Origin of the sequence: Streptacidiphilus sp. ASG 303 (genome assembly GCF_020991365.1) — a bacterium.
GTDB lineage: Bacteria > Actinomycetota > Actinomycetes > Streptomycetales > Streptomycetaceae > Peterkaempfera.
On sequence record NZ_JAJLRA010000015.1, the window covers coordinates 98,428 to 120,810 of the forward strand.

Genomic DNA, 22,383 nt, shown 5'->3' on the forward strand with positions numbered 1-22,383 from the left:
CCCGGGGAACGGGGTCAGGACGACCGGGAGCGACCCGACCAGCCCGGCTCGACCTGCTCCCACTCCCGCTCCCAGGCCGCCGCCGTGCGGGCGTCGATCCGCCGGCGGCCCACCGCCTGGACGGACCCGCACAGCAGCGCCGAGCCGGTGAGCGCGGCGAAGCCCGCGAGGACGGCGCCCGTCACGATGTCGGCGGAGGAGCGCAGGGGGCCGGCCGGCGCCCCGTGGTCGTCGACCCACACGGTGACGGTGCTCCTCGCGGGGGTCCCGCTCCTCACGGGCACCGGCGCGGTGTGCGTCCGCTGCGCCGGGTAGTGCCAGCGGGCCGGGACCGGCGGGCCCAGCGCCCCCGGCATCCAGGTGCCGTCCTGCGGCGCCGCGGCCAGGGTCGTGGCCGCCACCCGGTGGCGGTGCGCGGCGAGCGCGTCGGCCGCCCTCAGGTCCGACCGGTACAGCGTCCAGGAGAACGCCGCGGACAGCGCCACCGCCACCACCGCCAGCAGCAGCACCACCGAGGCGAGCCTGGTCCGCGCCCGGTCGACCGGGCGCCACAGGGGGTTGCCGTCCCGGCCCAGGGCGCGGCGCAGGCGGACGGCCCGGCCGGGACGGCCGGGCTGACGCTGCTGGGGTGCGGTAGGGCGCATCGGACTCCGCCTCCTCGCGTGGCCCCGCGGCCCCCACCGGGCCGCGGGGACTCCGGTCACCTGCGGCCGGCCGGTCCCACCGGCTGGCCCGTCGTGTCGTCGGCCCGGTAGCCGAGCCGGTCGTGGACCGCGACCACGCCGTCCACGCCCCGGCACAGCCGGACCAGGGCCTGCTGCTGGCTGTGCCGCTCCAGGACCCCGGACAGGGTCACCTGCCCCTCGTGCACCTGGACGTCCACCGAGTCCGGGTACAGGCCGAGGGTCCCGTCGAGGACCTCGTGCCGGATCTCCTCGTGGATCGCCCGGTCGCTGCGCAGGAAGACCCGCAGCAGGTCCGAGCGGCTGACGATCCCGATCAGCCGGCCCGCCTCGTCGACGACGGGCAGCCGCTTGAGCCGCTTGCCCTCCATCAGCCGGGCGGCCTCGACGACCGTCCACTCGGGGCGGGCGCACACCGCCGGACTGCTCATCAGGCCCTGCCCGGTGAGGGCCTCGCTCCTGGCCCGCTCCCGGGGGGACAGCCGCGCCGGGGGCAGCAGCCCCGCCGGGTCCTCGCCGGCCGCGGCGTGCCGCAGCAGGTCCGCCTCGGACACCACCCCCAGGGGGCGGTCCTCCTCGTCCACCACCGGCACCGCCGTCACGTCGTTGCGCTCCAGCAGCTGGGCGAACTCCTTGAAGGGGGTGTCCGGGTGCGCGCGGACCACCCCGGAGGTCATCAGCTCTCCCACGGTACGGTGTCGCATCGTCAAGGCTCCTTCCGGTCCGGCGGCCGCCGGGCGTCCCCTCGGGACGCCGGCCCGGCCCCACCCCCTCACTGTCGCCCCGCCGCCGGGGCCGCCGCGTGGGCCGTCCGTCCCCGGCCGCCGCCGCCGACCGGCCCTGCCCCGGCGGCGGCCGGTCCGGTCCGCTCCGGTCCGCTCGGGTCCGGGCCGGGGCGGCCCCGTGCGGCCCCGTGCGGAGGCCCGGCCCCCGGCCGGCGCGGCACGGCGGGACCGTGCGGCCCCGGCCGCCGCCCGGGCCGGGCCGGGTCAGCCGCGGCCGTGGGGGATGACCACCACGGGGCAGTCCGCGTGGTGCACGCAGTGCTGGGTCACCGAGCCGAGCAGGGCCCCCGCGAACCCGCCGTGCCCGCGGTTGCCCAGGACCAGCAGGTCCGCGCCGTGGGCACGGTCCAGCAGCACCTGGGCGGCGTTGCCGGACGCCGTGCACCTGTGCACCTCCACGGCCGGCTCCGGACCCAGCACCTCGCGGACGCTCTCCGTCAGGGTCTGCTCCGCCGCCGCGGCCAGCTCGGGGTCGAGCGACGGGACGCTCCACCCGTACACCGGCGTGAACTCCCAGCCGGTGACCGCCTCGACCACCGCGCCCGTCAGGGCCGCCTGGTCCGCCGCCCAGCGCAGGGCCGCCCGCGACGGGGGCGAGCCGTCCACGCCCACCACGATCCGCCGCCTCCCCCGTGCCTCCTGCCCCTGCCCGCGCTCCTGCTGCTGCGCGCCGGGCTCCCGGCCCCGTCCCTCGTCCGACGTCATGACCGCCACCTCCCGCACCGCCTGCCGGCCTCCAGGCTGACCCCGCGCCCGCCGGGCCGCCAAGGGCCGCCCCGGCCCGGCGGCCCGGGACCTTCGTACCCGCACCGTCCCCGGACCCGGGCCCGGTCCCGGCCCCGCGCCGTCCCGACCGTCCCCGGACCCGGCCCCGCCCGGCCGCGCCGCCGCCGGGTCCTGGACCGTTCGGCCCTCGCCCGATCGGGTGGCCCCGGCGTGCACTGGTACCGGAACGGGCACCGTCGCCCGTGCACCGCCCGCGCGCCGCACCCCGGACGCGCGGGCCCGTCCGGACGGAGGACCACCATGCCCCTCCCCGTCGTCGTCGGCATCGACGGCTCCGCCTCCAGCCTGCGCGCCGTCGACTGGGCGGCCGACGAGGCCCACGTGCGCGGCGTGCCGCTGCGCCTGCTGCACACCTCGCTGTGGGACCGCTACGAGCCCGACGCGTCCGACAACCCCGACCTGGCCCTCGCCCGCAAGGCCGTCGCCGAACTGGTCGACACCGCGTCCGAACGGGCCGGGACCCGCCGTCCCGGGGTCGAGGTCCGGGCCGAGGTGGTCCCGCAGGCCACCGTCCCGGCGCTGCTGGAGGCGGCCTGCGAGGCGTCGGTCCTCGTGGTCGGCGACCGGGGGCGCGGCGGCTTCGCCGGGCTGCTGCTCGGCTCGACGGGCCTGCAGACCGCCGCCCGCGCGGCCTGCCCCGTCGTCGTGGTGCGCGGCGGGGACGACGCGGTGGACCGCCGGCACGGCCGCGTCGTCCTGGGGGTGGGGGACCCCGGGTCGTCCCGCGCCGCCGCGGAGTTCGCCCTCGACCTCGCGGAGACGTGGGGCGCACGGCTGGAGGCCGTGCACGCCTGGCACTCCACCGACCCGTTCCTGCTCTACGGTCCGGCGATGAACGCGATGGCGGACGCCGGGTACGTCCAGGCGCGCCGCATGCTGGAGGCGGCCACCGCCGACGCGGCCGCGGCCCACCCGGGCGTGCTCCTCCGGCTGGAGCCGCGCAACGCCGGCTCCCACAAGGCCCTGCTGGAGGCCGCCGCCGACGCCGACCTGCTGGTCGTCGGCGCCCGCCGCCGCCACAGCGCGGTCGGCCTCCAGCTCGGCCCGGTCAACCACGCCGTGCTGCACCACGCCCCCTGCCCGGTCGCGGTCGTGCCCGAGGCGCGGACCCCGCCCCCGGCACAGGACTGACGGGTCCTCCGCGCCGCCCGGGCGCGCGGGCCGCCCCACCGGACGGCCCGCCCGCGGCCGGGACGCCGTGCGACCGCCCGCCGCGGGGACCTTCGCCCCTGGCCGGCGGCGGGTCCGGGCGCCGAGGCTGGACGCACGGAGCCCGGACCGGCCGCACGGACCGTCCGCACGGACCGGCCGCACGGCGCCCGGCAGGGCGCCGCCGCGCCCGGGCGCACCGGGACGGCCCGCACCCCGACCGGCCGCACCCCGCGGCCCGCACCCCGACCGCCCGCACCCCGGCCGGCCGGGCAGGACCGGGGCGGACGGCAGCGTCCGCCCCGCCGACAGGAGGCCCCCATGCCCCGACCGATCGTCGTCGGCCTCGACGCCTCGCCCGAGAGCGTCGCCGCCGCCGACTGGGCGGCCCGCGAGGCGCTGCTCCGCGGCCTGCCCGTCGAACTCGTCCAGGCGTGGCCCCGGCTGCCCGAAGGCCACCGCCACGCCGAGGCCGACCGGGAGGGGCGCCGCTGGGGCGAGCGGGTGCTGGCCCGGATGGAGGTGGAGCTGCGCACCCGCCACGCCGGTGCCGCCGTCACCACCGCGCAGGTGCCCGGCGCCCCGGCCGAGGTCCTGACCGCGGCGGGGCGGCGCGCCGCCCTGCTGGTCCTCGGCTCGCGCGGCCTCGGCGCCCTCCGGGGCTTCCTGATCGGCTCCGTGGCCCAGACGGTCCTGTCCCGGTCCGCCTGCCCGGTGGTGCTGGTCCGGGCCGCCGCGGACCTGCCGCCCGCGCCCGCCGCGGAGCACCCCGCCGGAGCGCCGCCCCGGGAGGTGGTCCTGGGCCTGGACCTGCGCAGGCCCTGCGACGACGTGCTCGCCTTCGCCTTCGAGGAGGCCGCCCTGCGGTCCGCCCTGCTGCGGGCCGTCCATGCCTGGAACCCCCCGGCGGGCTTCGAGCACGGACCGGCCCCGCTGGAGCCGGCGGCCGCCGCCCGGCTGCTCGTCGCGGACGAGGAGCGGGCGGAGGCCGTGCTGCGGCCCTGGCGGGAGAAGCACCCGCAGGTGCGGGTCGTGCACCAGACGGTGCGCGGGAGCGCCGGGGCCCCGCTGGCGGCGGCGGCCGTGCAGGCCGGGCTGCTGGTCGTGGGGCGCCGGGACCGGGAGTCCGCCGTGGGCCTGCACATCGGCCCGGTCACGCACGCCGCCGTCCACCACGCCGCGTGCCCGGTCGCCGTGGTCCCGTACCGCTGACCCCGGCCGTTCCCGGCCGCCCGCCCCCGGCCGACCCGCCGTCCGCCCGAGCGTCCGCCCCGCCGTCCGTCCGGGCGTCCGCCCCGCCGGCCGTCCCGCCGTCCGTCCGGACGTCCCGCCGCCGCGCCCGCCGCCGCACCAGCCTGGCCGCGGCGGCGGCCGCGACCCCGGCGGCCGCTGCGGCCAGCAGTTCCGCCCCTCCCAGGGGGACCGTCTCCAGCACCGCGCGCAGCGCGGGCACGTACACCGCCGCGAGCCCGAGCCCCGCCGAGGCCGCCAGGGCCAGCGGCAGGTACGGGTTCTCCCGGGTGCGCCAGCGCTCCCGCAGGCCCGCGCACACCCCCAGCTGGGCGGCGAGCAGCGCCAGGAAGAGCGTCGTCTGCCACGGCCCGCCGCCGTGCCGGACCCACAGGCCGGCCCCCAGCCCGACGGCCGTGACGAACACCCCGAGCTCCAGCACCCCCGCCCACAGCCCGTCGCCCAGCACGTGCTGCTCGGGCGGGCGCGGCGGCCGCCGCATCGCCCGCGGCGACGCGGGCTCGGCGCCCATGGCCACCCCCGTCAGGCCGTGCGTCAGCAGGTTGATCCAGAGGATCTGGCCCGCCCGCAGCGGCACGGCCGGGCCGAGCAGCGGACCGGTGAGCATGACCAGGATCTCGGCGGCGCCCCCGGCCAGCCCGTACAGCAGGAACCGGCGGATGTTGTCGTAGACGCGGCGGCCCTCCTCGACGGCGGCCACCACCGTGCCCAGCTCGTCGTCGGCGAGCACCAGGTCGGCGGCCTGCCGGGCGACCTCGGTGCCGCGGCGGCCCATGGCGACGCCGATGTCGGCCCGGCGCAGGGCGGGGCCGTCGTTGACGCCGTCGCCGGTCATGGCGGTGACCTGGCCCCGGTCGCGCCAGGCCTGGACGACGTCCACCTTCTGCTCGGGGGAGGTGCGGGCGAAGACCCGCACCCGGGTGATGTCGCCGACCCGGCCCGCGGCGAGGTCGCCGCCGGTCACCACCCCGTCCGGCCCGCCGCCGCGCCCTCCGCCGGTTCCGCCGTCCCCGTCCAGCAGGCCGAGCCGGACGGCGACGGACCGGGCCGTCGCCGGGTGGTCCCCCGTGACGAGCACCGGGACGATCCCCGCGGCGCGGCAGGCCGCGAGGGTGCCGGCGGCGGCGGCCTTCGGCGGGTCGTCGATCCCGACCAGGCCGAGCAGCCGCAGCCCCGACTCGGCGGCCGACGGATCGGGGCCGTCCGCCTCACCGCCCGCCACGGCCAGGACCCGGAAGCCGTCGCGGGCCAGCCGCGCGGCCTCCGCCCGCGCCCGCTCCAGCACGGCCGGGGGCTCCGCCACGACCGCCGGGTCGAGCACCGCCTCCGGGGCGCCCTTCAGGCACACCCGCACCCGGCCGGAGGGCCGCCGGTGCAGGGTCGTCATGCGCCGCCGCGCGCTGTCGAACGGCGCCTCGGCGATCCGCGGCTGCTCCCGGACCAGGGCGTCCCGGTCCAGGCCCGCCTTCGCGGCGGCGGCGAGCAGGGCGGCCTCGGTGGGGTCGCCCAGGGCGGTCCAGCGGTCCGTGCCGGGGGCGGGCGGCCGCAGGGACGCGTCGTTGCACAGCGCCGCCGCCTCCAGGGCCGCGCGCACCGCGGCCCGCGCCGCGGCGTCCGCCCCCGCGCCCCCGGGCCCGCCCGCCCGGTCCGGGCGGCCGTCCGGGCCGTCCGCCCCGGCCCCGCCCTTCGTACCGGCCCCGCCCTCCGTACCGGCCTCGACCAGCACCTCGCCCACGGGCCGGTACCCCGTCCCGGTGAGGCGCGCCGACCCGTACGGCGTCCACACCCGCCCGACCGCCATCCGGCCCTCGGTGAGGGTGCCGGTCTTGTCGGTCGCGAGCACCGTCACCGACCCCAGCGTCTCCACGGCGTGCAGCCGGCGCACCACCGCGTGCCGGGCCGCCATCCGCCGGGCGCCCAGCGCCAGGGAGAGCGTCACCACCGCGGGCAGCGACTCGGGCACGGCCGCCACCGCCAGGCTGACCGCCGTCACCGCCATCAGTTCGAAGCCCTGGCCCCGTGCCAGGCCGGACGCGAAGACGACCAGGCAGAGCGCCACCGCGGTCAGCGCCAGCACCCGGCCCAGGTCCGCGAGCCGGCGCTGCAGCGGGGTGCGCTGCGGACGGGCCTCCAGCAGGGCGGCGATCCGGCCGAGGGTGCTCGCCGCCCCCGTCGCGGTCACCTCCGCCACGCCCCGGCCGTGCACGACCACGGTCCCCGCCTGCAGCAGGCCCCCAGCCCCGGCCGCGCCCCCCGCGCCGGCGGCCCCCGCCGCGCCCGCGCCCCCGGCCACGGCCCCCGCCCCCGCGACGGCCTTCTCCACCGGGACGGACTCGCCGGTCACCGCCGACTCGTCGACCAGCAGCGCGGAGGCCTCCACCAGCGCCGCGTCGGCGGCCACGACGTCCCCCTCGCCGAGCAGGAGCACGTCCCCCGGCACCACCTCGGCCGCCGGCACCCGCTGGCCGCTCCCGTCCCGCAGCACCCGTGCGGTGGGCGCGGACATCTCCGTCAGCGCCTCCACCGCGCTGTCCGCGCGGACCTCCTGCGCCACGCCGACCGTCGTGTTCGCGACGACGACGAGGGCGATGACGACCGCGTCGGCGTGGTCGCCGGTCGCCACGGTCAGCACGACGGCGGCCAGCAGCACCAGGATCAGCGGGTCCCGGAGCTGCGCCGCCACCCGCGACCGCAGCGGCACCCGCCGGCGCTGCTCCACCCGGTTCGGCCCGTGCACGGCGAGCCGCCGGGCCGCCTCCTGCGGCGTCAGGCCCCGGGCCCGCGCCCCCGCGGCGGGTGCCCGCGCCGCGCCGCCCCCCTGCCGCACGGCGCCCTCCCGCTCCGCGGCGGCCACCGGTCAGCCGGTCCGCGGCGGGACCACGATCAGCGGGCAGGCCGCGTGGTGCAGCAGCACGTGGCTCACCGAGCCCAGCAGCAGGCCGCGGAAGCCGCCGAGGCCCCGCGTCCCCACCACCAGGCAGCGGGCGTGCGCGGCCTCCCGCAGCAGGACCTGCGCCGGCTTGCCGGGCAGCACCTCGTGCCGCACCTCGACCTCCGGGTACTTCTCCTGCCAGCCCGCGGTCGCCTCGGACAGGTCCGCGCGCACCCGCTCCTCCAGCTCCCGGTTCCGGGACTCCGCGAGCGGCCGGCCGACGTGCTGCCGGGCCTCCACCGCCAGCAGCCGGGCGCCGCGCAGCGCGGCCTCCTCGAAGGCGACGGCCACGGCGTCCCGGCAGTTCTCCGAGCCGTCCACGCCGACCACGACCAGCGGCGGCTCGTGCGTCACGTGCTCGGGCACCCGGACCACCGCCACGGGGCAGCCCGCGTGCGAGGTCAGCGCCACGCCCAGGTTGCCGGTGGTCAGCACGTCCTCGGCGGCCAGCCGCTTCGCCCCGATGACCAGGAGCGCGGCCTCGTCGCCCTGCGCGCGCAGCACCGCGGCCCGCGACCCGTCCGCCAGGAGGGTCTCCACGTCCGCCTCGGGGCGGCGGCGGCGCACCTCGTCGGCCGCCTCGCGCAGGACGGCCTCGCCGGCGGCCCGGTAGTGGGCGCTCCAGGTCCGCTCCGGGTGGTCCACCGCGGGGTGCGGGTCCGACCCGGGCGGCCACTCCAGGGCGTGGACCATCCGCAGCGGGACGCCCCGCCGCACGGCCTCGTCCGCGGCCCAGTGCGCCGCCCGCAGCGCCGTCGCGGACCGCCCCACGCCCGCGACCACCGGCCGCCCGCCTCGGAACGCGCTCATGGCTGCCTCCGTACGTCGTCGGACGGGCCGGAAGGGCCCCTCGCCCCCAGCGTGCGGCGGTCCCGGCGGGCGCGGCAGGGCCGATCGGCGCCCGGCTCCGAGCCCAAGGTCCCATGGCCGCGGGGCCGGGACGGAGGCCCGTCCCGGCCCTCCGTCCCGGCCCCGCGGCCCGCGCCGGTCAGCGCAGCCAGGGGTGGTCGCGGACCACCGGGAGCGCGGCCCACCGGCGCCCCAGCCCCCAGGTGCCGCCCGCGCCGAGCACCGCCACGGCGACCAGGACCAGCGCGTAGACCACGTGGTAGTCCACCAGCGGGTTCGTCGACATGCTGGCCGAGCCGTCCGACAGGTGCCGGGCCGGGGGCCACTCCGCCGCCCACATCAGCGCCATCAGGACGGCCCCGCCGGCCGCCGCGATCCGCAGGGCGACCCCCGCGGTCAGGGCCAGGCCGATGCCGAGCAGGCCGGCCATGAAGAGCCAGTCCGCCCACCACGCGCCGGCCCAGGAGTGGAACACCGACTGCAGCGGTCCGGCCGCCACGTGGCCCAGGAACCCGCGGGTGGGCGAGCCGCCGTTCACCCAGGCGCCCTTCGACGGGGTCGCCCAGCCCCAGCCGAAGGCCTTGTCGAGGAAGGCCCAGAGGAACACCGCTCCGGTGGCGACGCGCAGGACGGCGAGCGCCCGCACCCCCGCCGCCCCGGCGGCCGCCGCCTCCGGCCGCACGGCCGCCTTCCCCGCCTCGCCGGCCTCCCCGGCCGGTGTCCGCCCGGGTCTGCCGATCCGGATCCGGTGTGCACGCAGGACTGCCATGGCCCTCTCCCCATCTCCGCTGCTCGTTGCTGCCCGTCGCTGCCGTCCGCGCCCCGACCCGGCCGGGACCCGGCCGGGACCCGTCCTCCCGTCAGGGCCCCGTCCCCCGGTCCGCGCCTGCCGCCCGTCCGTGGCGGCCGCCCGTCCGTGGTTGTCGCCCGTCCCTGGTGGTCGGGGCGCCGCCAATGTCCCGCCCCGGCGCGGCCCGTGCGCAGGTGCCGGAGGTCCCGGCCCCGCGGGCCGTCCGGCACCGCCGCCGGCCCGCGGGCAGGCCTCTGGGCGCGCCGTCGGGACCCCTTCGGCCCTCGGTCCGCGCCGTCGGCGGGGTGCAGCCTGGTGGCCGGAGGAGGAGGTGCACTGATGACCGGTCCGAAGGTGCTGCCCGCAGGGAAGGGGCCCGCCGGCCCGCCGGCCGGGACACGGCCCGTGGGAACGCCGCCCCTGGGAACGCCGCCCGTGGGAACGCCGCCCGTCGAGGTGTCGCCCGTCGCCCTGCCGGGCGGCGTCGAGGTGCTGGTGGAGCGGCACGGCGACGTCCCCCGCCGTGCCGCCGACCGCGCGCGGACCGCCGTCGGGGCCGTCGTCGCCGCCCTGCCCGGACCGGTGCTCGGGGTCCGGGTGCGGCTCACGCAGGCGGCCTGCCCGTCCGGCGCCCGTCCGGCCTCCGCCGAGGCGGCCGTGGACGTCGGCGGGCGGCTGGTGCGGGCCCGCGCGGGCGGCCCCACCCCGGCGGCGGCGGTCGACCTGCTCGCCGAGCTGCTGGCGGGCCGGCTCGACCGCGCGGGCCTGCGCCGGACCCCGGCCGGCCGCGAGGGCGCCCCGGCACCGCGCCGACTGCCCCCGGGGGAGCGGCGCGTCGTGCGCCGCGCGCCGTCCGGACCGCCCGTCGAACCGGTCCACGAGGCCGTCTTCGAGATGGACGCCCTCGGCCACCGGTTCCGCCTCTTCACCGACACGGCCACCGGCTTCGACACCCTGGTCTACCGGGCCGGTCCCACCGGCTACCGCCTGGCCCGCACCGGCCCCGCCGCCGGCGCGGGCCTGCCCCCGGCCGGCCTGCCGGTCACCGTCAGCGAGGTCCCCGCGCCCCGGACCACGGTGGCCGAGGCCGTGCGGCGGCTGGAGGCCACCGGCCTGCCCTTCGTCTTCTTCACCGACGCCGCCACCGGGCGCGGCGCCGTGCTCCACCACCGCAGCGACGGCCACTACGGCCTGGTCACCCCCACCGGCGGCCCCCGGCGGCCCGGGCGGGCGGCGCACCTGGCGGACCGCCGCCGCGGGTGCTTCCCTGGGGAGGGGAGGGGACGTCCCGTACCGCCGCGCACACCCGACCCGGAGGTGTCCGCCGTGACCCAGCAGCAGGACCAGTCCGGCAGCCCCGGACAGCTCGGCCGGCCCGACGTGCCCGTCCCGTCCGGCAGCGACCAGCCCGGCAGCCCCGCCGAGCCGCCCCACGCCGGCGACATCGGGCGCCGCGCGGCCCTGCGCCGCCGCCAGCTCGGGCTCAGCCGCGAGCAGGTGGCGTCCCGCGCCGGCATGGCCGTCCGCTACCTGCAGTACGTGGAGGAGCGGCCCGCCCAGATCGAGCCCGGCGCCCTGCTGCGGCTGGCCGGAGCCCTGCAGACCACCGCCGAGCAGCTGCGCGGCGGGGACGTCGGCCTCCCGCCCGGCCGCTCCGAGGCCGCCGCCCGGCCCGAACTGGAGGAGCTCGGCGCCGAGGAGTGCCGCACGCGCCTGGACAGCCGCGGGGTGGGGCGTGTCGCCTTCACCACCGACCTCGGCATCTCCGTCCTGCCGGTCAACTACGCCGTCGACGGCGACCGCATCGTCTACCGGACCGCCGCGGGAGCGGCCCCCGCCGCCGCCATCGGCCAGGAGGTCGCCTTCGAGGTCGACCAGGTCGACGACGCCCTCAGCCAGGGCTGGAGCGTCCTGGCCACCGGCCGGGCCGAGCGCGTCACCGACCCGGACGAGCTGCGCGCCCTCGCCTCCCGCGCCGCCCCCCGGCCCTGGGCGGGCGGCGACCGCGACCTGTGGATCCGCATCGCCGTCACCCGCCTCACCGGCCGCGTCGTCCGGGCCCTCTGAGGGCCGGGGCGCCGGGCGGCCGCCCCGGGACACGCTCGGGATCCCGGGGGCGCCGCCCCGCGGACGGCCCGCACACGGACGTGGTGTGCCGGTCGGCCGAGCAGGTCGGTGCAGCCGTCCTCACGCAGTACCGGAGGGCCGGACGGTGACGGGGCCACCCTGAGCCGCGGGCCTTCCCCGGCCCGGACGCGGGCCCGGAGCGGCCCGCCCCGCAGGGCCGCGGGCGCGGTGGCGGGGCGCCGGGCGCACGAGATGCGCGCGGCGCCCGCGCCCCGCCGGGCGGCTCCGCTCACGTCCCGCCGGGCCGCCCCGGTCCCGTGGCGCGGGCGGAGAGCCCCCGCACCGGCAGCTCGGCACCCCGGGCGCCCCCGGGACCGGCGGCCGCGCCCTCCGCGGCCGCCGGTCCTTTCGCCGCCGCCCCTTTCGCTGCCGCCGCCTCCGTCTCCGCCGCACCGTACCGGCGGGCCAGCGGCCCCGCGCTGAGGCCGTGCGCCAGGACGCTCAGCAGCACCGTGCACACCACCACCGGCACCACCGCCCGCTCCGCGGCCGGGTCCAGCTCCTCCACCGCGAGCAGCACGAAGATCACCGACGCCAGCCCGCGCGGCCCGAACCAGCCGACGAACAGCACCGTGCGGCGGTCCAGTCCGCTGCGGACCAGTGACAGCGCCACCGGCACCATCCGCAGCACCGTCAGGCTCAGCAGCGCGTAGGCGACCGCCTGCCAGGTCAGGTGCCCGAACGCGTACGGCACCGCGACCGCGCCGAAGACCAGCCACACCAGCAGCGACAGCACCGACGCGGTCTGCTCGGTGAACCGCAGCTGCCACTCCGGCGCGCCCCCGTGGACCGTGCCGAACGCCAGCCCCGCGACGAAGGCCGCCACGAAGCCGTTGCCGCCGACCGCCAGCGCCGAGGTGTAGCAGAGCAGCGCCAGCGCCAGCACGGCCGCACCGGTGAACTCCTCCGCCGCCCACCCGCGCCGCAGCGCCGCGCGGACCAGCCACCCGCCGCCCGCCCCCACCGCCGCGCCGTACACGACGCCGACCAGCAGCTCCACGGCCGCGCCGCCCGCGCCGTGGTGGCCCGTGCCCCCCGCCACCGCGGACGCCGTCCCCGCCACCGCCAGCACCACGAAGGGCGTGGCGATGCCGTCGTTGAGCCCGCTCTCGACGTTGACCATCCGCCGGACCCGCGCCGGCACCAGCGGGTTCACCATCATCGCCGCGCCCAGCGCCGCGTCGGTCGGCGCCAGCGCCGCCCCCACGTACAGGGCGGCCCAGCCGGACACGCCCGGCAGCAGGCCGGCCGCCAGCAGCGCCCCGAACGCCATGCACAGCGGCAGGCCCACGCCGAGGAGCCGCACGTACAGGCCCAGGTCGGGCCGCACCTCGCGGAACGACAGCCGGGCGGCGTCGGTGAAGAGCACCCAGGTGAGGCTGATCTCGGCCAGGGCCTTGACCGTCTCCCGGGAGGGGGCGAGGTCGACGGCGCCGGTGCCCGCGCCGAGCAGCAGCCCGGCGAGGACGAAGGCGATGGGGGCGGTCAGCTCGACCCGCTCCACCCGCTGGGAGCACAGGCCCCAGAGGAAGAGCAGCAGCAGGACCAGCGAGAGGGTCGCGTCCATGCCCCTACCGGTACCCGCGCCGGGCGCCCCCGCCCGCCCGGGACCGGCCGCCTCCCCGGCGGCCCGCCCCGGGGTCCCGAGCCGCCCCGGTCCCGTCGGCGCGGCCCGCCGGTCCCGGGGGCCGCCTCCCGCACGGGTCCGCAGGGGGTCGTGCGCCCCCGCACCGCCCGGCCGCGCCGTCCGGGGCCCGGCCTCCTCCGACCGGGGGCGTCCGGGCGGTTTCACCCGGACGGCCCGCCGGCCGCCACCCGTCCGGCCCAGCGCCCGCCCCGCGGCGGCACCCGGGCGTCCCGCCGGGCGGGCGCCGCCGCCGCACCGTCCGGCGCGGTGCCCGGCGGGGCCGGACGGGCGGCAGGTCGGGACCTGTGGCCCCAGCGGGCACCGCCCCCGGCCGCGAAGGTGGGAGGTGTCCGGACCGGCCGCCCGCCGGCCCGGCACAGGCCGCGCCCCCCGCGCATCCCCGCCACCGGAGGTGTCACCGTGTCCCGACCCGCGACCGACCGAGCTGCGACCGACCGGCCCGCGACCGACCGAGCTGCGACCGACCGGCCCGTGACCGTCGGCGTCGACGGGTCCCCCGAGAGCCTCGCCGCGGCCGACTGGGCGGCCCGCGAGGCCCTGCGGCGCGGGCGGCCGCTGGTCCTGGTCCACTCCTGGAACACGCTGCCGCCGGACGCCCCCGCCGTCCAGGACGAGGAGACCCGGCGGTACTGGGCCGCCCGCATGGTCCGGGAGGCGGAGCGCGCCCTGCTCGAGCGCCACCCCGGCCTGGAGGCCTCCGTCGAGCAGGAGGGGGAGTCGGCGGTCGCCGTGCTGCTCGACCGGTCGGAGCGGTCCGAGCTGCTGGTCCTCGGCTCGCACGGCTACGGCGCCGTCGCCGGGTTCGTCCTGGGCTCCGTCGGCGCCCAGGTGCTGGCCCGCGCCGCCGGACCGGTGGTGATGGTCCGCGCCCAGGGCGGCAGGGCGCTGGAGGGCGCGGGGGAGGAGGTCGTGCTGGGCGTCAAGGGCTACCGCGACCCGGCCCCGGCGCTGCTGGGGTTCGCCTTCGGCGAGGCGGCCCTGCGCGGCGCCGTGCTGCGGGTCGTCCGGGCCTGGAGCCTGCCGCCGGTGTACGGCTACGGCGAGGCGGCGGTGAACCTCGCCGAGGGGCAGTCCGACATCGAGCGGAAGGCCCTGGCCGCCGCACTGGCCCCCTGGCGGGAGAAGTACCCGCAGGTCGAGGTCGTCGAGCAGGTGGAGCTCGGCTCCCACGGCGAGGTGCTGGTCCGGGCCGCCGGGCACGCCGGGCTGCTGGTGGTCGGCCGCCGGGTGCGCCGGCCCGCCGTGGCGATGCGGGTCGGGCCGGTGGCGCACGCCGCCCTGCACTTCGCCCGCTGCCCGGTGGCGGTCGTCCCCCACGACTGACGGCCCCGCACGGCCGGCGGGCCCGTCCCGCCCCGAACCGCCGCCCCCGAACCACCGACCCCGAACCGCCGACCCCACCCCACCGACCTCGATCACCGACCCCGACCACCCCGCACGGGAGGCGCACCGCATGGCCGCGTACGTGTACGACTTCGCCGAGGGCGGCCGCGAGCAGGCCGGCCTGCTGGGCGGCAAGGGCGCCAACCTGGCCGAGATGACCAGGCTCGGCCTGCCCGTGCCGCCCGGCTTCACCGTCACCACGGACGCCTGCCGCGCCTACCTGGCCACCGGCGCCGAGCCGGAGGGCCTGCGCGAGGAGGTCGGGCGGCACCTGGCGGCCCTGGAGCGGGCCGTCGGCCGCCGGCTCGGGCAGCCCGACGACCCGCTGCTGCTCTCGGTCCGCTCCGGCGCCCGCTTCTCCATGCCCGGCATGATGGAGACCGTCCTCGACATCGGCCTCAACGACGACTCGGTACAGGGCCTCGCCAAGACCTCCGGCAGCGAGCGCTTCGCCCGCGACTCCCACCGCCGCCTGCTGCAGATGTTCGGCAGCACGGTGATGGGCGTCGACGCGGCCGTCTTCGAGGACGCCCTCACCCGCATGAAGCGGGACCGCGGCGCCGCCGACGACCTCGGCCTGGACGCCTCCGACCTGGCCGTCCTCGCGGGCGAGTACCGGCGGCTGATCCGCGAGCACACCGGGGAGGACTTCCCCGAGGACCCGGTCGAGCAGCTGCGCCGCGCCGTGCTCGCCGTCTTCCGGTCCTGGAACACCGAGCGGGCCCGCGTCTACCGCCGCCGCGAGCACATCCCCGACGACCTGGGCACCGCCGTCAACGTCCAGGCCATGGTCTTCGGCAACCTCGGCGCCGACTCCGGCAGCGGCGTCGCCTTCACCCGCGACCCCGCCACCGGGCGCCCCGGCGTCTACGGCGACTACCTGCCCAACGCGCAGGGCGAGGACGTCGTCTCCGGCATCCGCAACGCCGTGCCTCTCGCCGAGCTGGAGCGGCTCGACAAGCCGTCGTACGACCGGCTGCTGGAGATCATGCGGACCCTGGAGCACCACTACCGGGACCTGTGCGACATCGAGTTCACCATCGAGCGCGGCACGCTGTGGATGCTCCAGACCCGGGTGGGCAAGCGCACCGCCGAGGCCGCCTTCGCGATCGCCGCCGCCCTCACCGACGAGGGCCTGACCGGCCCCGACGAGGCGCTCGCCCGGGTCTCCGGCGAGGGACTGGCCCGGCTGATGTTCCCCCGGTTCGACACCGCCGCGGTCGGCGAGCCGCTGGCGCGCGGCATCCCCGCCTCGCCCGGCGCGGCCGTCGGCACCGCCGTCTTCACCTCCGCCGAGGCAGTGCGGCGGGCGGCGGCGGGGGAGAGGGTCGTCCTCGTCCGGCAGGAGACCACCCCCGACGACCTGCCCGGCATGATCGCCGCCCAGGCCGTGCTCACCAGCCGCGGCGGCAAGACCAGCCACGCCGCCGTCGTCGCCCGCGGCATGGGCAAGGTCTGCGTCTGCGGCGCCGACTCCCTCACCGTGGACCCCGCCGCCCGCCGCTTCACCACCGCGGCCGGGACCGTCGTGGAGGAGGGCGCGCTGCTCTCCGTCGACGGCACGGCGGGCGCCGTGCACGCCGGCGCCGTGCCCCTCGCGGACTCCCCGGTGATGCGCTACTTCGAGGACGGCGGCACCGCGGACGCCGCCCGCGCCGCCGGCGGCGTCGCCGAGGCCGTGCACCGCGCCATGGACCGGGCCGACGGCGTGCGCCGCCTCGGCGTGCGGGCCAACGCCGACACCCCCGAGGACGCCGCCCGCGCCCGCCGCTTCGGCGCCGAGGGCATCGGGCTGTGCCGCACCGAGCACATGTTCCTCGGCGAGCGCCGCCGCCTGGTGGAGGCCATGATCCTCGCCGACGGGCAGGAGGGCCGCGACCGCGCCCTGGCGGCCCTGCTGCCGCTCCAGCGCGGCGACTTCGCCGCCATCCTCGCCGCCATGGACGGCCTGCCCGTCACCATCCGGCTGCTCGACCCGCCGCTCCACGAGTTCCTGCCGGACCGCACCGACCTGGCCGTGCGCGTCGCCTCCGCCGAGGCCGCGGGCGGGCACCCCGACCCGCACGACACCGAGCTGCTGGCCGCCGTGGACCGCATGCACGAGGAGAACCCCATGCTCGGCCTGCGCGGGGTCCGCCTCGGCCTGGTCGTGCCGGGCCTGGTCGCCATGCAGGTGCGGGCCGTCGCCGAGGCCGTCGTCGAACGCCGCCGGGCGGGCGGCGACCCCCGGGCCGAGATCATGGTGCCGCTGGTGGACACCGTGGAGGAGCTGCGGCTGGTCCGCGCCGAGGTGGAGCGGGTGCTCGCCGAGGTCTCCGCGGAGTCCGGGACCGAGGTGCGGTGCCCCGTCGGCACCATGATCGAACTCCCGCGGGCCGCGCTCACCGCCGGCGCCATCGCCGCCCAGGCCGAGTTCTTCTCCTTCGGCACCAACGACCTCACCCAGACCACCTGGGGCTTCTCCCGCGACGACGTGGAGGCCGCCTTCTTCTCCGCCTACCTCGACAAGGGCATCTTCGCCGTCTCCCCCTTCGAGACCATCGACGTCGACGGCGTCGGGCGGCTCGTCCGCATCGCCGTCGAGGAGGGCCGCGCCGCCCGGCCGGGCCTGAAGACCGGCGTCTGCGGCGAGCACGGCGGCGACCCCGCCTCGGTCCACTTCTTCCACCGGGTCGGGCTCGACTACGTCTCCTGCTCGCCGTTCCGGATCCCCGTCGCACGCCTGGAGGCCGGCCGCGCCGCCCTCGCGGGCGGCACGGAGGGTCCCGGGGACGCCGGGGACGCCTCCCGCTGAACGCTCCGCGCTGCGGCCGCCCCGCGGACGCCCGTACGGTGGCCGCAGGAGCACCGCACCGTCGGCAGGGGAGCGCCCACCATGGCGAAGAAGTCCCGGAAGGACCAGGACCAGGGCCAGGACCGCGGTCCGGACCGCGGGCAGGGACGGGGCCGGGACCGGACACAGGCCGGCAACGGTGCGCAGGAACGCCTCCCGCGGGCCCGCTACGAGCAGGAGCTGTACCGCCTCCAGGCGCAGCTCGTCGAGCTCCAGGAGTGGGTGCGGGCCGAGGGCGCCCGCCTCGTCGTGGTCTTCGAGGGCCGCGACGCGGCGGGCAAGGGCTCCACCATCAAGCGCGTCACCGAGTACCTCAACCCCCGCGTCGCCCGCATCGTGGCGCTCCCCGCCCCCACCGACCGCGAGCGCGGCCAGTGGTACTTCCAGCGGTACGCCGCCCAGCTGCCCGCCGCCGGCGAGATCGTCCTGCTCGACCGCAGCTGGTACAACCGCGCCGGCGTGGAGCGCGTGATGGGCTTCTGCACCAAGGAGGAGTACTGGCGCTTCCTCCACCAGTGCCCGGTCTTCGAGCGGATGCTCGTCGAGGACGGCATCATGCTGCGCAAGTACTGGTTCTCCGTCAGCGACGCCGTCCAGGAGCAGCGGTTCCGCAGTCGGCTGGAGGACCCGATGCGCCGCTGGAAGCTCTCCTCGATGGACCTGGAGTCCCTCACCCGCTGGGAGGCCTACTCGCGGGCCAAGGACGAGATGTTCGCGCGGACCGACATCCCCGAGGCGCCCTGGTACGTGGTGGAGAGCGACGACAAGCGCCGTGCCCGCATCAACATGATCGCCCACCTCCTCTCCACCGTGCCCTACCGCAGGGTCGAGCGCCCGCCCCTGGAGCTCCCGCCCCGCCCGGCCGCCACCGGCTACGAGCGCCCGCCGCGCGACATGCAGACCTACGTCCCGGACCACGCGGCCTCCCTCACGGAGGGGTGGCGCGAGGCTCCGCCGTCGTGACGTGGCCGGTCGGCGGGGCGGCGTGACCCCGTTTCGGGGTGCCGGTGCCGGTGCCGGTCGTGGGCGGCCGGCTGTGAGGCGGGCCGTCCGGCGGGGGAGGGGCGGTGCCGATGAGTTCACCGTCCTGGAGCGGTCCACCCGGCGACACGACCCTTCCCGACAGGAGTGCCATGTCCACCATCCAGCCGGTGATCATCACTGCCCGCCAGGACGTCCTGGTCCGCTTCTACACGAAACTGTTCGGCGCCGAGGAGGTCTTCCGGGTACCGGCGGAAGGGCCGGTCTTCTACCTCGGCCTGCGCATCGGCGACACCGACCTCGGGCTCGTGGCCCAGGCGGACCCCGGGACCGGGGCGGCGCCGCGGATCCTGCTCAGCATCGGTGTCGACGACGTCGACGGGACGCTCGGCCGGGTGACGGCGCTGGGCGGCTCGGTCCGCAGCGGCCCCAACGACATGCCGTGGGGGCAGCGCGTCGCCCACATCCGGGACCCCGACGGCAACCCGGTGAACCTCACTCAGCCGATCCCGGTCCGGTGACGCTGTTCCGCGGGTGTCCGTGCCGGCCGCGGGCCGCCCGCGGCGGGGACCGGGTGCCGGCAGCGGCCTCGATGCCCGTCGGGTGTGCGCGGTGGACGTGTCCCGGACCCGGCGCGGGACCCGGCCCCGGGAGCCCGCGGCGGAACGCCCGGCAGGTCCCCCCGGCCGGTCACGGACCGGCCGGGGGGCGGGGGGCGGGCGTGGGGCACTCCGGCCCGGTCCGGGGCGGGCGCGGCATGACCAGGTGCGCCGCCACCGCCAGGACCAGCGGCGCGAGGGAGACGGCCAGCACGGTGAGCCGGAGCGCGTCGGCGTAGTCCACCCCGAGGTCCAGGCCCGAGGTGTGCGCGACCAGGTTCGGGTCGTACCCGGCCGTGCCGGGGCTCTTCGCCAGCGCGCTCCTCGCCGCGTCCACGGCGTGCCCGGCCTGGCCCGCCGACAGCCCGCGCGCCTCGGCGTCCGCGAGCCACCGCCGGTGGAAGAACAGGTCGAGCAGCAGGAGGCAGACGGTGGGCCCGAGCGCGTAGCCGGTCATCCCGAAGGCCGGCTGGACGGAGGCCACCGCGCCGGACCTGCCGGGCGGCGCGTGCGAGAGGACCGTCTCGGAGACGGGCGTGGAGGTGACCAGGCACCCCACGTTGCAGAGCCAGACGGCCGGGACGAGGAGCCACGGCGCCATCGAGGGCGCGGCGGTCCCGGCCGTGACCAGCCCGCTCCCGGTGAGCAGCAGCAGGCCGGTGACCATCACCGGCCGGGGGGTGTACCGCGCGACTATGCGTCCGGCGAGGAGGGCGGCGGCCGTGGCCAGCAGGGTGCCGGGCAGGTACAGCAGGCCGATCGTCTGTGCGGGCAGCGCCAGCACCGCGCCGCCGAACTGCGCCAGGACGACGCTGAACCCGGCGGAGATGAAGTTCAGCGTCACGGTCGCCAGCACCGCCACGGCGAACGCGGGCCTGCGGAACAGCGCGAGGTCCAGGGCCGGCTCCGCCCCCCGGCGCTCGTGGCGCACGAACGCCGCCGCGGCCGCCGCCCCGGCCGCGAGCGGCACCCACGCCCGGGGGTCGGAGAGCCCGTTCTGGGCCGCCCCCACGCCGTGGACGAGGGCGAGCAGGGCGGCGCCGAAGAGGACGACCCCGACGGTGTCGACCCTGCGGGCGCGCCGTCCGCCCGGCTCCGAGGTGTACCGCGCCGTCAGCGCGAGCGCGCAGAGCGCCAGCAGCGGGGCCGGCAGGAACAGCCACCGCCAGCCAAGGCGCTCCACCACCCAGCCGCCGACGGCCGGCGTCACCCCGTACAGGAGCATGTCGACGGCCATGAGGATCCCGATGGCCGCCGGCCGGGTCTCCGGCGGCACCGAGACGTTGAGCAGGGCCAGCGACAGCCCGAGCAGGGCGGCCAGCGCCAGTCCGTCGAGGAGGCGCGCGACCAGGAGGAACGGGTAGCCGGTGGCCAGGGCGGAGAGCAGGTTCGCGACGACGGTCCCGGCGAGCCCCAGCATCAGCGTCCGCTTCAGGCCGTGGGCGTCCCCGAGGTTCCCCACGGCGAGGACCGCGGCCGCCACCACCAGGGTCGCCGCACCGGCCAGGAACCCCAGCGCCTGGGGCGGCACGTCGAGCGCCCTGCTGACCCGGGAGAGGTTCAGACCGAGCATCAGCGGGTCCACGGCCGTGACCGCGAAGGCGGTCGCGGGGCCCAGGACGGCCAGGACGACCTTCGCGGTGAGCCGCGGCCGGGGACCGGGGAGCCCCCCGCCCGCGGCGGCGTCAGCGGGGCCCACGGGCACCACCGCCGGCCGCCGCCTCCCCGCAGGGCGCGGCGGTCCCGCGGACGGCCGCCGCGCCGGGATCCGCGGCCGACACGACCGGCACGGCACCCCACCCCCTTCGGCACATCGTCGGACACCCCACGGTCCGGCCCGGCCGACGCTAACCCGGCCGCCGCGCCCCGGGCGCGCTCCCCCGGCCGACGCGCACGGCGCCGCCCACGTTCGGGGCAACCGCCACCGGTACGGGCACCCGCCGCGCGGCGTGCCGGCCGGCGGCCCCTCCCGCACCGGCGGCCCCTCCCGCACCGGCGGCCCCTCCCGCACCGGCGGCCCCTCCCGCACCGGCGGCCCCTCCCGCACCGGCGGCCCCTCCCGCACCGGCGGCCCCTCCCGCACCGGCGGTCCGCCGCTGGGCCGGGTCCGCCCGCGCCCCTCCGCCGGGACCGGGCGCAGCCGGGGCCGCCGGGCGGCGGGACGCCGCGCCCCGGCCCGGCGGAGGGACGCGCCCGGCCGGGCCCGGGGGCCCAGGCACGGGGGGACCTCCGGCCCTGACCGGCGGGGGGCTGGGGGAGTGGACTGGAGGGGTACAGACGCGTCGAGACACCGCGGAGGTGTCGACATGGCCATTCCCGCACGCCGGCAGGCGCGCTCCCGCTTCCCCGACCTTCCCGAGTGGTTCGAGTCCTTCCCGTCCCGTATGGCCTGGCCGGCGATGGCCGACCTGCACACGGTGCGGATCGAGGAGTACACCGAGGAGGGCCGCTACGTCTGCAAGGCGGAGATCCCCGGGCTCGACCCCGCCGAGGACCTGGAGGTGACCCTCCAGGACGGCATGCTCACCATCCGGGCGGAGCGCTCCGAGGAGACCAGGGAGAAGGACCGGTCCGAGTTCCGCTACGGCTCCTTCAGCCGCACGGTGTCGCTGCCGCCGGGCGCGGACGAGGACGACATCCACGCCGATTACAGCGCCGGCATCCTCACCGTCACCGTCGGGCTGAGGCAGGAGAAGGCGGAGGCCCGCCAGATCGAGGTCTCCCACAAGGACTGACCGCCGCCCCACGGGGCGGCTCCGGGCGGACGGGGAACCCTCCCCGCCCGCCCGGAGCCGTCCGCCCGGAGCCGTCCGCCCGGGGCCGCCCGGCGGACGCCGACGCGGGCCGACGCCGTCGCAGGGGTCGTCTCGGACGGGGCGGCCACGGCGGCACCGGGAGGGGCGGTCACAGGGGCGGTCCGTGGAAGCAGGCGTGGACCTCCTGGTCCGTCGCGCTCTGCGAGACGACCAGCAGCTCGTCGCCCGGCCGCAGCCGGAAGTCCGGCCCCGGCACGGTCGGGCGCCCCTCCCGGACCACCGCCGCCACCACCGTCCCGCCGGGCAGCGCGACGTCGCCGACGGTCCGCCCGGCCGCCCGCGACTGCGCCGAGAGGGTCGTCTCGATGACGCTGACCCCGGCCCGGCTGAGCCGCAGCAGGGCCACCGTGTCGGCGGCGCCGGCCGCCTCCTCGATGAGCGAGACCAGCGGCGTCGCCGCCGGGACGGCCACGTCGACGCCCCACCGGTGGTCGAACAGCCAGGTGTTCTCCCCGTCGTTGACCCGCGCCACCACCCGCGGCACCGCGAACCGCCGCTTGGCCAGCAGGCAGACCACCAGGTTGTCCTCGTCGGCGCCGGTGGCCGCCACCGCCAGGTCGGCGGTGAGCGCGCCCGCCCCCTCCAGCACCGCCGGGTCGCAGGCGTCGCCGAGGACCAGCCGCGCGGGCAGGGAGCCCTCCAGCCCGGCGATCCGCTCCTCGTCGGCGTCGACGAGGACGACGGTGTTCCGCGCCCCTGCCAGGACCTGCGCCACCTGGACCCCGAGCCGGCCCGCGCCGGCGACCAGCACCCTCATGGGCCCGGCCTCCC

The 22,383-nt window shown here is 79.0% G+C and carries 17 protein-coding genes; 8 read left to right on the top strand and 9 right to left on the bottom strand.

Annotated elements, in window-relative coordinates; translation table 11 throughout:
- Positions 1 to 14: 14 nt before the first annotated feature.
- The 3 genes from LO771_RS19370 to LO771_RS19380 all read right to left on the bottom strand — a co-directional run bounded on the left by LO771_RS19370 (position 15) and on the right by LO771_RS19380 (position 2,173).
- A complete protein-coding gene (locus tag LO771_RS19370; RefSeq protein ID WP_230654175.1) occupies positions 15 to 644 on the bottom strand; it encodes a hypothetical protein in 630 nt (209 codons plus the stop codon).
- 56 nt (positions 645 to 700) lie between these two features.
- Positions 701 to 1,387: a CBS domain-containing protein gene (locus tag LO771_RS19375; RefSeq protein ID WP_230654176.1), complete on the bottom strand. Its 687-nt coding sequence runs from the start codon at positions 1,385 to 1,387 to the stop codon at positions 701 to 703.
- 285 nt (positions 1,388 to 1,672) lie between these two features.
- Complete coding sequence (locus LO771_RS19380; protein WP_230654177.1) at positions 1,673 to 2,173, bottom strand: universal stress protein; 501 nt, start codon at positions 2,171 to 2,173, stop codon at positions 1,673 to 1,675.
- 321 nt (positions 2,174 to 2,494) lie between these two features.
- Here LO771_RS19380 and LO771_RS19385 point away from each other — a divergent pair, with 321 nt between their 5' ends.
- Both LO771_RS19385 and LO771_RS19390 read left to right on the top strand, forming a co-directional pair.
- Entirely contained in the window at positions 2,495 to 3,385 is an 891-nt protein-coding gene (locus LO771_RS19385) for a universal stress protein (RefSeq protein ID WP_230654179.1), read from the top strand.
- A 339-nt stretch (positions 3,386 to 3,724) separates the two neighbouring features.
- Positions 3,725 to 4,615 (top strand): universal stress protein, encoded by an 891-nt coding sequence (locus tag LO771_RS19390; protein ID WP_230654181.1) that lies wholly within the window; start codon positions 3,725 to 3,727, stop codon positions 4,613 to 4,615.
- On the opposite strand, the gene LO771_RS19395 is transcribed toward LO771_RS19390, so the two are convergent.
- The 3 genes from LO771_RS19395 to LO771_RS19405 all read right to left on the bottom strand — a co-directional run bounded on the left by LO771_RS19395 (position 4,557) and on the right by LO771_RS19405 (position 9,204).
- Complete coding sequence (locus LO771_RS19395; RefSeq protein WP_230654183.1) at positions 4,557 to 7,508, bottom strand: cation-translocating P-type ATPase; 2,952 nt, start codon at positions 7,506 to 7,508, stop codon at positions 4,557 to 4,559. The two genes, LO771_RS19390 and LO771_RS19395, sit on opposite strands and share 59 nt — an antisense overlap.
- Before the next feature lie 3 nt (positions 7,509 to 7,511).
- Positions 7,512 to 8,396: a universal stress protein gene (locus tag LO771_RS19400; RefSeq protein ID WP_230654185.1), complete on the bottom strand. Its 885-nt coding sequence runs from the start codon at positions 8,394 to 8,396 to the stop codon at positions 7,512 to 7,514.
- Positions 8,397 to 8,574: 178 nt separating this feature from the next.
- Positions 8,575 to 9,204 (bottom strand): DoxX family membrane protein, encoded by a 630-nt coding sequence (locus LO771_RS19405; protein WP_230654187.1) that lies wholly within the window; start codon positions 9,202 to 9,204, stop codon positions 8,575 to 8,577.
- A gap of 456 nt (positions 9,205 to 9,660) precedes the next feature.
- Between LO771_RS19405 and LO771_RS19410 the strand changes: the two genes are divergently transcribed.
- Positions 9,661 to 11,292, top strand: a complete 1,632-nt coding sequence (locus tag LO771_RS19410) for a pyridoxamine 5'-phosphate oxidase family protein (RefSeq protein WP_230654189.1) — start codon at positions 9,661 to 9,663, stop codon at positions 11,290 to 11,292.
- Between the two features lie 289 nt (positions 11,293 to 11,581).
- Here the strand turns inward: LO771_RS19410 and LO771_RS19415 are convergent, their stop codons facing one another.
- The gene (locus tag LO771_RS19415; RefSeq protein ID WP_230654191.1) at positions 11,582 to 12,919 is read right to left on the bottom strand and encodes a sodium:proton antiporter; all 1,338 of its coding nucleotides are present in this window, start codon (positions 12,917 to 12,919) and stop codon (positions 11,582 to 11,584) included.
- A gap of 552 nt (positions 12,920 to 13,471) precedes the next feature.
- Between LO771_RS19415 and LO771_RS19420 the strand changes: the two genes are divergently transcribed.
- From LO771_RS19420 to LO771_RS19435, 4 genes are all read left to right on the top strand, one after another.
- Complete coding sequence (locus LO771_RS19420) at positions 13,472 to 14,323, top strand: universal stress protein (RefSeq protein ID WP_230654193.1); 852 nt, start codon at positions 13,472 to 13,474, stop codon at positions 14,321 to 14,323.
- Positions 14,324 to 14,453: 130 nt separating this feature from the next.
- On the top strand, positions 14,454 to 17,177 hold the full coding sequence (gene ppdK, locus LO771_RS19425) for a pyruvate, phosphate dikinase (protein ID WP_230654195.1): 2,724 nt from the start codon (positions 14,454 to 14,456) through the stop codon (positions 17,175 to 17,177).
- Positions 17,178 to 17,258: 81 nt separating this feature from the next.
- Positions 17,259 to 18,179, top strand: a complete 921-nt coding sequence (ppk2, locus tag LO771_RS19430) for a polyphosphate kinase 2 (protein WP_230654197.1) — start codon at positions 17,259 to 17,261, stop codon at positions 18,177 to 18,179.
- Positions 18,180 to 18,349: 170 nt separating this feature from the next.
- Positions 18,350 to 18,718: a VOC family protein gene (locus LO771_RS19435; protein WP_230654198.1), complete on the top strand. Its 369-nt coding sequence runs from the start codon at positions 18,350 to 18,352 to the stop codon at positions 18,716 to 18,718.
- Between the two features lie 169 nt (positions 18,719 to 18,887).
- Here the strand turns inward: LO771_RS19435 and LO771_RS19440 are convergent, their stop codons facing one another.
- Complete coding sequence (locus LO771_RS19440) at positions 18,888 to 20,495, bottom strand: MFS transporter (RefSeq protein WP_230654200.1); 1,608 nt, start codon at positions 20,493 to 20,495, stop codon at positions 18,888 to 18,890.
- Between the two features lie 607 nt (positions 20,496 to 21,102).
- On the opposite strand from LO771_RS19440, the gene LO771_RS19445 reads away from it, so the two are divergent.
- A complete protein-coding gene (locus LO771_RS19445) occupies positions 21,103 to 21,531 on the top strand; it encodes an Hsp20/alpha crystallin family protein (RefSeq protein ID WP_230654202.1) in 429 nt (142 codons plus the stop codon).
- Positions 21,532 to 21,700: 169 nt separating this feature from the next.
- On the opposite strand, the gene LO771_RS19450 is transcribed toward LO771_RS19445, so the two are convergent.
- Entirely contained in the window at positions 21,701 to 22,369 is a 669-nt protein-coding gene (locus LO771_RS19450) for a TrkA family potassium uptake protein (RefSeq protein ID WP_230654204.1), read from the bottom strand.
- Between the last annotated feature and the right edge of the window lie 14 nt (positions 22,370 to 22,383).